Origin of the sequence: Enhygromyxa salina (assembly GCF_000737335.2) — a bacterium.
Lineage (GTDB): Bacteria > Myxococcota_A > Polyangia > Nannocystales > Nannocystaceae > Plesiocystis > Plesiocystis salina_C.
In genome coordinates, this window is record NZ_JMCC02000053.1 from 22133 (window position 1) to 32833 (window position 10701).

The following is a 10701-nucleotide window of genomic DNA, read 5'->3' on the forward strand; positions in this document are numbered from 1 at the left end:
CATGGCTGACGTCGACGTCGCAGCGCTGGGCGCGGACGGCTTTCACGACTTCGAGGCTCACGGGCTCGACGCCAAGGGCTTCGACCTCGACGCATTCGCGCGCGACCTCGACGAACTACAAGAGATGATCCGCGGGACCGCTGGCGAGGCAGATCGTCGGCACTTGCGCAAGATCGAGATCTGGGGCCGGCTAGCAAGCCTGATCGGCTACGCGACGGCGTGGCTGGCACCCAACCCGGTGTCGATCTTTGGGCTCTCGTTTGGTCGCTTCGTGCGCTGGACCGGCGTCGCGCACCCGGTCTGTCATCGTGGCTATGATCGCGTGGAGGGCATCCGGCCCAGTCGGCGTGGCTCGGTGTTTGCTCGCGGGTGGCGGCGCGCGATCGACTGGCTCGACTGGATCGATCCAAGCGCGTGGCACGAGGAGCACAACCTTCAGCATCACTATCGGCTCAACGAAGAGGCCGATCCCGATCTGGTCGAGCGCAATCTGGCTTGGGTCCGTGACTCGGGCATGCCCCGGTGGCTGCGGGTGGCCTTGGTCCCGCTGATGGCGGTCAGCTGGAAGTTTGTCTACTACGCGCCAAGCACCCTCGACGCGCTGGCGCGGGCCGAGGCCCGGCGGGCCGGGGTCAAGGGCGGGCCCTCGGTCGAGGACGAGCTGCGCGAGCGGTGGTCGGCCGGCGGGGTGATGAGCTTCACGCCGCGGATGAACGGGCGCTTGTGGCTGCGCGGGTGGGGGCCTTATCTGTTGACTTACTTCTTCTTGGTGCCTGCATTGTTCACGCCGCTCGGGGCTTGGGCGGTGTTTAGCGTGCTGGTGAATTCACTGATCGCGGAGCTGGTGACCAACGCGCATGCGTTTGTGACGATTGTGCCGAATCATGCGGGGGAGGACCTGTATCGGTTCGAGGGGCGGACGCGGAGTCGGGGGGATTTCTACTTGCGGCAGGTGCTGGGGAGCGCGAACTTTCGGACCGGGGGGGATTTGCGGGATTTGATGCATGGGTGGCTGAACTATCAGATTGAGCATCATCTTTGGCCGGATATGACGATGCTGCAGTATCGGCGGGCGCAGCCGTTGGTGCGGGAGATCTGTGAGCGGCATGGGGTTCCTTATGTGCAGGAGTCGGTTTGGCGGCGCTGCTGGATGGCGGTGGAGATCATGGTGGGGGGGGGGTCTATGCGGCGGTTTGGGGGGTGAGGGGTTGGTTTGGTTGTTTGCGGGGGTGTGTGTGCCGACGGGGGCGCGCACGGGCTGCGGATGGTCTCAACCCGGCTACGGTCTACTTCAGTTTCGTGACCCCGCTTCCTCTCGGGTCTTCTCACTGGCCCGACCGCGCTTCTCTTCGTTAATCTCCACGTGCGTAGATACGCCGGGTTGAGACCATCCGCGGCCTTGGTGCGCTCTTCGTTGGCGAGGAGGGGGCTCCGATCTGGGGCGTGAGGGGGCCCGATCTCTGGGAGGGGTTGGGTGTGTGGTTGGGGGGAGAGTGGGGTGCTTTGCGGGGTTCTAAGCGCGTCGCAGCCGAAACAGCGGCAGCTCGGGCCGACAGCAGAATCGGGCGGGGACCAAGCTCGTGCCTGTGCCCTTGCTGACGTAGAGCGGACCGAGTTGGGTGTCGTACCAGCCGGCGACGAAGCGGCCGCTGCCGGGGGGGACGACGGGCGCGAATGGGCCGGCGTTGATCTGGCCGCCGTGGGTGTGGCCGGCGAGGCACAGGTCGAAGCTGCGCTCGCCCGGTGGGGGGTGCTCGTCGACGAACGCGGGGCTGTGGGTCAATAGCAGGGCGATGGCTTCGGCGTGGGGGCGGGGCGAGAGCGGGGCCGGGTGGCCGCCGGTGGAGTCGTCGGTTGCGTAGAGCGACAGGCTGCGGTCGTAGGGGTGCCACTCGTCAACGAGCAGCTGGGCGCTGGCCTTGGCGTAGGTTCGGGCCAACTTTGCGCGGGGGAGGTGACCCCAGTGCTCCCAGTTGCCAAGCGTTGCGACCACGCGCGTGCCGAGCTTGGCGATCTCGGCGCACAGCTCGGCGAGCAGACCGAACTGCGAGCTGTCGTCGATCAGATCACCAGTGAGCACGACCAGCTGTGGCGACGCGCGGCGCAGCTCGGCGAGGAGCTGGGTCTCGAGCTGGCCAAGGGCGGTCAGGTGGGCGTCGGTGATCTGGGCGATCACGAAGCCCTCGAGCGCGGACGGGAGGGAGGGGATCGGGACGTCGTGGCGGGTGACCTGCAACCAGCGTGGCTCGATGCCCAGCGCGTCAACGCCAACGAGCGCGGCGCCGATGCCTGCGGCAGTGAGCAGCTTGCGTCGGCTGAGGTGTCGCCCGAGCTTCATCGTCGAGCTGCTCTTGTAGCAGTCGCGGCGCGACTCCTGACCGCACTACCGATAGCGAGCCGCGCGGCCCCGGGCGCTGGCGCCAACGTCGAGCTGCTCGAGCAGCGAGTGCGGAAGCTTCGCCGCGTCGAGATCGGCAGCGGTGAGCTCGATCAGCCGCTTGCCGGCGGCGCGCTGGCTGGCCACGAGCGCGCCGATCTTTCGATACGCGACCCGAAACGGCACACCCTGGCTGACCAGGTGCTCGGTCAGATCCGTGGCGATCGCGTCGCCGCGCTCGAGCGCGGTGATGCAGCGGTCGGCGAGCAAGTCCAGGTGCTCGAGGCCCAGCGTGACCATCTTCAAGCAGCCCAGCGTGCCGTCGACGCTGGCGAACAAGACCTGTTTGTCTTGCTGAAGGTCGCGGTGATAGCCGGTGCCCAAGCCCTGAAAGGTGCTCATCAACGCGACCAGCTCACCCTGGCGCAGCGCCGCTTGGGCGCGGACGAGCTCGAACAGATCGGGGTTGCGCTTGTGCGGCATCATGGACGAACCACACGCGACGGCGCCGCTGAGGGTCACCAGGCCGTCGGAGCTCAGCTCGACCACGTCGGCGCAGAACCGACCGAGGTGCTGGCCGATCCGGGCGCAGGTGAACGCGAGGGTGAGCGCGTGGTCGCGCGAGCCAACGGCGTCGATCGGGTTGCTGGGCGGGCTGGAAAACCCGAGCTCGCGGGCGGCTACCCATGGATCGATCGGCAGGGTGTTGCCACCGATCGCGCCCGCGCCAAGCGGCGACTCGGCGATCTCGGCCTCGACGACGCCGAGTAGGTGGCGGTCGCGGGCCAGCGGCGCACGCAGGGCCGCGCCAACCCACAGCCGGGCGAGCACGGGGATCGCCACTTGGCGGTGGGTATACGCGGGCATGGGGGTCTCGCCGTGGCGCTCGATCCAGGCGTCGATCCGCGCGTCGAGCAGCTCGAGCGCCTCGAGCAGCTGACCCAGCGCCTCGCGGGTCCACAGCTTGAGGTCTGTAGCGACCTGGTCGTTGCGGCTGCGTCCGGTGTGGAGCTTGTCCGCGAGCTCGCCCACGGTCGCGCGCAGCCACACTTCTACGGCCATGTGCACGTCCTCTTCGAGGGGCAGCTCGACCTCGCCGCGCGCGACCTTGCCGGGCAGGCTGGACAGCGCGGCTTGGAGCTCGTCGCCCTCTTCGCGGGTCAGCAGGCCGCCCGCGACCAGTCCCTCGACGTGCGCGACGCTGCCGGCCACGTCGACGCTGAGCAAGCGGCGGTCGATCGGCAGCGAGGTCTGCCAGGCCAGAAACTCGGGGTCGAGGCTGCCGCCGGTCGCTTCGGTTCGTGCGATGGAGCTCATGCCGGGCGTTATATGCGTCCCGCGAATGTTCTGCACGGCGCGGCGCGGGCTGCTGGTCCGTCGCGCAAATCCGACGGCTCTTGGCGGCTGATCCTGGTGGGTGTCGAGCGCTAGGCTGGGTGGATGGACGATCCCAGCGTGCTGACGCTCCTGAGTCGGTTGGGCCTCGCCGTCGTGTGTGGCGCCTTGCTTGGCTGGGATCGGGAGAAGCGCAACAAGCCAGCCGGGCTGCGCACGCACATGCTGGTCGCGTTGGGGGCGGCGGGGTTCACGGTGCTCGGGCTCGAGTTCGTGCACACGATGGCGGCGCACGGCGAGCCCGGGAGCGTCGACATGTTGCGGGTGATCCAGGGGATCATCGGCGGCGTCGGCTTCCTCGGGGCAGGCGCGATCATCCAGGCCCGCGGCGAGGTGATCGGGATGACCACGGCGGCGGGGATCTGGGTGACGGCGGCGATCGGGATCGCGTGTGGGCTGGGCGAGCTGGCGGTCGCGGGGCTGCTGACGGGCGCCGCGTTGGTCGTGCTCACGGTCGCGCTGTGGGCCGATCGGGTGATCCAACGCCGACTCGCGCGACAAGAAGAACACGACTGACGGGTGATGCTGCGCACTTCGCGAGAAGTCGACACGCAGTGACACACAGATGCCTGCGCTGGCAACCTGCAGCCCTCGTGTTGTTGACGATCACCACCACGCATCAACCGGCGACCGACCTCGGCTATCTGCTGGGCAAGAACCCCGAGCGGACCCAGAGCTTCGAGCTGCCGTTTGGCGAGGGCCACGTGTACTACCCCGAGGCGACGACCGAGCGGTGCACGGCGGCGCTGTTGCTGGACGTGGATCCGATCGGGCTGGTGCGCCGGGCCCAGGGCGCGGACGGCTTCGCGCTCTCGCAATATACGAACGATCGGCCATATGTGTCGTCGTCGTTCTTGAGCGTGGCGATTGGCCGGGTGTTTGGGCAGGCGCTGAGCGGGCGCAGCCGCGATCGCGCCGAGCTGTGCGAGACCGCGATCCCGCTCGAGGCCCGGCTGGCGGTGCTGCCGATCCGCGGCGGCGAGGCGTTCGTTCGCGCGCTGTTCGAGCCGCTGGGCTACGAGCTCGAGATCGAGCGCCACCAGCTCGACGCAGATTTTCCACAGTGGGGCGACAGCCCTTATTGCACGATCACGCTGCGGGCGACGCTGCGGCTGCAGGATCTGCTGCGCCACTTGACGGTGTTGGTGCCCGTGCTCGACGACAACAAGCACTACTGGGTTGGCAGCGACGAAGTGGACAAGCTGCTCGCGCGCGGCGAAGGCTGGCTCGCCGCGCACCCCCAGCGTGAGGCGATCGCCCAGCGTTACCTTCGCCACCAGCGCTCGCTGACCCGCGAGGCGCTGGCCCGGCTGACCGACGACGACGAGCCCGAGCCGATCGCCAAGGAGGATGAGCATCACCGCCAAGAGGAGGCGCTCGAGCGCAAGCTGACGCTCAACGACCAGCGCCTGCAGGCGGTGTTGTCGGCGCTGCGTCGGCACGGCGTGCGGCGGGTCGTGGATGTTGGCTGCGGTGAAGGCCGGCTGCTGCGCGAGCTGGTCCGCGATCGCACCTTCGAGCGGATCGTGGGCATGGATGTCTCGCCAACCTCGCTCGAGCGGGCCAGCGCGAGGCTGCGGATCGACGAGCTCAGCGAGCGACGCCGCGCGCGGATCGAGCTGATTCAAGGCTCGCTGACCTACCGTGACAAGCGCTTGGCGGGGTTTGACGCCGCCTGTGCCGTTGAGGTGATCGAGCACATCGACGCGACCCGGCTCGCCGCGTTCGAGCACGTGCTGTTCGAGGCGGCCGGCCCAGCTTGCGTGATCGTGACGACGCCAAACGTCGAGTACAATGTCCGCTTCGAGACCCTGCCGGCCGGCAAGCTCCGCCACCGCGACCATCGCTTCGAGTGGACCCGCGCCGAATTCGAGGACTGGGCCAACGGCGTCGCGCAGCGGCACGGCTACGAGGTCGTGTTCGAGCCGATCGGCCCCGTTGATCCAGAAGTGGGTGCGCCAACCCAGATGGGAGTGTTTACCCGATGAACCGCCAAACCGGTGAACTGTCGGTCCCCGAGCTGTGCCTGGTCGTGCTCGTGGGTGTGTCGGGGGCGGGCAAGTCCACGTTCGCGCGCAAGCACTTCTTGCCGAGCGAGGTCGTGTCCTCTGACTTTTGTCGGGGCTTGGTCGCGGATGACACCAACGATCAGCAGGCGACCGGCGACGCGTTTGACGTGCTGCACTACATCGCGGGCAAGCGGCTCGCGCGGGGCCGGCTGACCGTCATTGACGCGACCAACGTGGAGCCCGAGGGCCGGGCCAGCCTGATCCGGCTGGCCCGCGAGCACGACTGCCTGGCTGTGGCGATCGTGCTCAATGTGCCGCCGCAGGTCGCGGGCGAGCGCAACGACGCGCGACCGGATCGCAACTTTGGCCTGCGGGTCGTCAAGCAGCAGCACAGCCAGCTGCGCCGGGGTCTGCGGGGGATCAAGCGCGAGGGATTCTCGCGGGTCCACTTTGTCGATCTCGATCGTGTCGACGAGGTCACGATCACGCGCAACAAGCTGTGGAACGACAAGCGCGATGACGCGGGGCCGTTCGACCTGATCGGCGACGTGCACGGCTGCTGCGACGAGCTGCGCTCGCTGCTGTCCGCGCTTGGCTATGAGCTGTCGGGGACCCGCGAGGCGCCGGTGGTGGTGCCGCCACAAGGCCGCCGGGCGATCTTCTTGGGTGACTTGGTCGATCGCGGCCCGGACTCGCCGGGGGTGTTGCGGCTGGTGATGGCGATGGTCGCGTCTGGGGCCGCGATCTGCATTCCCGGCAACCACGAGGTCAAGCTGCTCAAGAAGCTGCGTGGAAAGAACGTACGCTTGTCACACGGGCTCGCCGAGACCATGCAGCAAATGGAAGCCGAGCCCGCGGGCTTTGGCGAGCAGGTCGCCGACTTCATCAGCAGCTTGGTCAGTCACTATGTGTTCGACGGCGGCAAGCTCGTCGTTGCCCACGCCGGCCTGCGCGAGGAGTACCAGGGCCGGGCCTCGAGTCGCGTGCGCTCGTTTGCGCTGTATGGCGAGACCACGGGCGAGACCGACGACTTTGGCCTGCCCGTGCGCTACGACTGGGCCGCGGAGTACCGGGGCCGCGCCATGGTGGTCTATGGGCACACGCCGGTGCCCGAGGCCAATTGGGTGAATCGGACGATCTGCATTGATACCGGCTGTGTGTTTGGCGGCAAGCTCACCGCGCTGCGCTACCCCGAGCGGGACTTGGTCGCGGTCGACGCTGTAAAGACCCACTACGAGCCAACCAAGCCCTTGCAGGGATCGGCGCCCGAGGAGCGGCCGGCGTATGTGCTGGACATTGACGATGTGACGGGTAAGCGGATCATCGACACCCGGGTGCGGCATACGGTCACGATCCGCGAAGGCAACGCGATCGCGGCGCTCGAGGTCATGAGTCGGTTTACGATCGATCCGCGCTGGCTGATCTATCTGCCGCCGACCATGTCGCCCGCCCAGACCGCCCCCTCGGATGATCCGCTGCTCGAGCGACCGTTCGAGGCGCTGGACTACTTTGCGCGCAACGGCGTCGAGCGAGTGGTCTGCCAGACCAAGCACATGGGCTCGCGGGCCGTCGTCGTGGTCGCGCGCACCAGCGAGGCCGCGCAGGCTCGGTTTGGGGTGGGGGACGGCAAGCAGGGGGTCGTGTACACCCGGACCGGGCGGGCGTTCTTTGCCGATGACGCGCGCGAGCGTGAGCTGATCGCTCGGGTCGCGGCGGCGTTTGAGCGGGCCGGGCTGTGGGATGAATTGAACACAGACTGGGTGTGCCTGGACGCGGAGCTGATGCCGTGGTCGCTCAAGGCGGTCGAGCTGCTGCGCACCCAGTACGCCGCGGTGGGGACCTCGGCCGGGGCGGCGCTGCGCGAGGTCGTGGCCAGCTTGCGGGGCGCGACCGAGCGTGGCACGGGCGAGCTGCTGGCGCGCTTCGAGGCGCGCCAGGCCATGGTGGCTGGGTACTCGGCGGCGTGGCGTCGCTACTGCTGGAGCGCTGAAGATATTGGCGATGTTCGGCTCGCGCCGTTTCACCTGCTTGCCAGCGAGGGGGCCACTTACTTCGATCGATCGCATGTTTGGCACATGCAGACCTTGGGGCGGCTCGCGGAGCATGACCCGATCCTGATGGCGACCGCGTATCGGGTCGTGGAGCTTGGCAGCGCGGGTGAGCGCGCCGAGGTCACCGCGTGGTGGGAGCAGCTGACCGCGGACGGGGGCGAGGGCATGGTGGTCAAGCCGGAGCACTGGATCGTTCGCGGCAAGCGGGGGTTGATCCAGCCGGCGCTCAAGTGCCGGGGGGCGGAGTACTTGCGGGTGATCTACGGGCCGGAGTACTCGGCGGCGGAGAACGTCGAGCGCCTGCGGGCCCGGGGGTTGTCGACCAAGCGCAGCCTGGCGCGGCGGGAGTTTGCGCTGGGGTTGGAGGGGCTGTATCGGTTCACGGAGCGCGAGCCGCTCTGGCGGGTGCACGAGTGCGTGTTTGGGGTGCTGGCGCTGGAGAGTGAGGCTGTGGATCCGCGGCTGTAGCTCGAGTGCGGGGGGGCACCGCATCGCTTGGTCTTTCGCCCAGCGCGGTTTTGCCGAAACTTGCAGTGCGCCTACTACAGCTGGCTTTCGGCGCCTGAGCGTGGCCTCATGGCTCGGACCATATGTTTCGTTCGATTATAGTCTGCCAGGCCCCTGATGACCCACAGTTTCGATGCCCTGTTCGCGCCGACGAGCGTTCCCCTCGTCCCCCTAATCGAAGGGGCAGCCGAGCTGCTCCTAAACGAAGGCTTGGTCTTCAACGGACAGGTCTGGCAGTTCCAGTCTTCAGACCGCCCGCCCGCCGACCGCGTACCCACGCTGCACACGATAGCGTCGCTTTCAGATGTCGCCACGGCAACCGGATCGTGGTGGGGCCGCTCGCTCGAGTGGATATCGCCAGAACTAGGTGAGGTATACCTCCGCATCTGGCCTGCTGGACCAGGCACCCTACATGTCGTCTACAACGAGTGTCAGGCGCTACTCGAGATGCGCGAACGAGACGCGACGTTGCGCGAGCGCTTGGTCTCCATGCTCCTACGCTTCATGGGTATCGTCGACAGTCCAATCTGCGTGTATCAATCCGAGTCAACTCAGCAGTTTCAGGCCCCCCAACTCTCGACGGTCGACGAGGCGCTGCAGGCGGGCGATCGCTGGCAGGGCGACATTGTCATCGTCGACAGCGCCATCCTCGATTCCGCTCGACTAGCTGCGTTCGCCGAACGCGACGAATTCATCCGGCGCACGACTGACGGCAAGATCATCCTCGACTACCTCGAGGGTCGCAGCCGCTGAGCGACCCCAGTCGTTCGAGGACAGGGCTGATCCGAATGCAGACCCGCGGCTGTAGCTCAGAGCTCCGCCAGCTCCGCCAGCGCCACCGCCAGCTCCCCAACCCGCCCCACCGAGCGAGGCATCACCACCACCGTGTCATCCCCCGCCAGGGTCCCCAACACATCCGGGTGCCGCAATCCATCGAGCTCCAACCCAACCGCCTGGGCCCGCCCAACCCGGGTCCGAATCACAACCACCACTTCATTACATTCCACGCTCAACACCATGCCGGCCGGAAAGCTGGTACGCCCGGCGGACTCCAGCCGATACACAAAGCTGCCATCCTCCCGGACCCGCCGCTGGGCCCCAAGCAGCTTGAGATCCCGCGACATGGTGCTCTGCGTCGTCGCCACGCCGCGCTCGGCGAGCGCCTCGACCAGCTGGGTCTGCGTGCTCCCGCCGCGGCCCGACAACAGCAGCTGCCGCAACATCTTTCGCCGTGCCTTGGTCTCGCTCATGCGGTCACCTCACCTGCCGGGTGATCAGCGTGCCCACGCCCTGCTCGGTGAACAGCTCGGCGACCAGCGCGTGGGGCAGCCGGCCGTCGATCAGGTGCAGCGCGCCCAACCCTTGCCGGGCCGCGTGCCGGGCAAACGCGAGGTTCTCGTCGGCGTCGGTGGTGAACCGGCCGCGGTCGAGTCCAACTAGCGCCTGATCCGGGCTCAGCTCGCTGACCAGGCCGCCCGCGTCGCGCAGGCCTTGATCGTCGGCCAGGCTCAACAGCTTGGCGACGCCCAGCCGCACGCCCAGCGCGACCAGCTCGCCTGGATCGGGCTTGCCCTGGATCAGCACACACGCCTGCCCACGGTCGAGCCGCGCCGCGATCCGAACCGGGTCATTGGGCACCTCCGCCAGCCGGTACGCCCCATCGGCAAAGTCACCGCGAAGCCCGGCGAGCACCTCGATATCCGGGACGATCACCAACACGCGCAGCTCGGCGTTCAACATCAGTTCCAGATCCCGGGCCACGCTCGCTAGCAACATTGGCTTGCGGGCCGCCGAGCCGGACAAGTGCACCATGACGCGAAGGCCCGTAAACCGGCGCACATACGACAATCCGTCGACCAGCAATTGGTGCTTGAGGATCGGCGTATACGAAGCCAGCGTGACGTTGCGGCCGATCTGCCCGTCCGCGCTCACTGCGATCTGCAGGGCCTCGTCGGCGTTGATCCGCACATAGTCGTAGGAAAAGTCGCACCCGAGCGCGGTGAAGCTCGCGGGCCCGTTGCCAACGCGGATGTCCCAGCGCACGGTTGGCTCCCGCAGCCGGCGGGCGAGCTCACCAAACTCGACCTGCTCGAGCGCCGCGCCCTCGCGCACGAGGGGAACCCGCTGGGCGTCGATCTCGATGTGACCCACGTCGAGGTCGACAAACCCGGCCTCGAGCGCGGCCTGGCCGGCGGCGGCCCCGAGCCGACCCCAGCCGGCCTCACCCGCGAACACGCTGCACTTGAACAGCGAGCTGCGGCAGCAGCCGCGGGCGATCGCCTTGGCGATCGCCAGATCAGGCGCGCCGCTGACGTGGACCTCGAGCAGCCGCGTCGCGCCCTCGCCGACGCGGGCGACCTGC

Annotated in this window: 9 protein-coding genes; 5 read left to right on the forward strand and 4 right to left on the reverse strand. The window is 67.9% G+C overall.

From position 1 onward, the window contains the following. Nucleotide 1 precedes the first annotated feature (1 nt). Nucleotides 2-1204 (forward strand): fatty acid desaturase family protein, encoded by a 1203-nt coding sequence (locus tag DB30_RS20680; RefSeq protein ID WP_146659852.1) that lies wholly within the window; start codon nucleotides 2-4, stop codon nucleotides 1202-1204. A gap of 309 nt (nucleotides 1205-1513) precedes the next feature. On the opposite strand, the gene DB30_RS20685 is transcribed toward DB30_RS20680, so the two are convergent. Both DB30_RS20685 and argH read right to left on the reverse strand, forming a co-directional pair. Beyond that, nucleotides 1514-2338: a metallophosphoesterase gene (locus tag DB30_RS20685; RefSeq protein WP_052551629.1), complete on the reverse strand. Its 825-nt coding sequence runs from the start codon at nucleotides 2336-2338 to the stop codon at nucleotides 1514-1516. Nucleotides 2339-2383: 45 nt separating this feature from the next. After that, nucleotides 2384-3694 (reverse strand): argininosuccinate lyase, encoded by a 1311-nt coding sequence (gene argH / locus DB30_RS20690; protein ID WP_052551631.1) that lies wholly within the window; start codon nucleotides 3692-3694, stop codon nucleotides 2384-2386. A 123-nt stretch (nucleotides 3695-3817) separates the two neighbouring features. Between argH and DB30_RS20695 the strand changes: the two genes are divergently transcribed. From DB30_RS20695 to DB30_RS20710, 4 genes are all read left to right on the forward strand, one after another. Continuing rightward, entirely contained in the window at nucleotides 3818-4288 is a 471-nt protein-coding gene (locus tag DB30_RS20695) for an MgtC/SapB family protein (RefSeq protein ID WP_052551633.1), read from the forward strand. Between the two features lie 77 nt (nucleotides 4289-4365). Continuing rightward, nucleotides 4366-5760 carry a 3' terminal RNA ribose 2'-O-methyltransferase Hen1 gene (locus tag DB30_RS20700; RefSeq protein ID WP_052551635.1) on the forward strand — a complete coding sequence of 465 codons (1395 nt, stop codon included), beginning with the start codon at nucleotides 4366-4368 and terminating at the stop codon, nucleotides 5758-5760. Beyond that, entirely contained in the window at nucleotides 5757-8300 is a 2544-nt protein-coding gene (locus DB30_RS20705; protein WP_052551637.1) for a polynucleotide kinase-phosphatase, read from the forward strand. The genes DB30_RS20700 and DB30_RS20705 overlap by 4 nt, the downstream gene beginning before the upstream one ends. 156 nt (nucleotides 8301-8456) lie before the next feature. Next, the gene (locus DB30_RS20710; protein ID WP_052551638.1) at nucleotides 8457-9092 is read left to right on the forward strand and encodes a hypothetical protein; all 636 of its coding nucleotides are present in this window, start codon (nucleotides 8457-8459) and stop codon (nucleotides 9090-9092) included. A 56-nt stretch (nucleotides 9093-9148) separates the two neighbouring features. On the opposite strand, the gene DB30_RS20715 is transcribed toward DB30_RS20710, so the two are convergent. Then, nucleotides 9149-9589 (reverse strand): arginine repressor, encoded by a 441-nt coding sequence (locus DB30_RS20715; protein ID WP_052551640.1) that lies wholly within the window; start codon nucleotides 9587-9589, stop codon nucleotides 9149-9151. A 4-nt stretch (nucleotides 9590-9593) separates the two neighbouring features. After that, the coding region (locus DB30_RS20720) for a bifunctional ornithine acetyltransferase/N-acetylglutamate synthase (RefSeq protein ID WP_205633033.1) at nucleotides 9594-10701 on the reverse strand (1108 nt) is incomplete at its 5' end.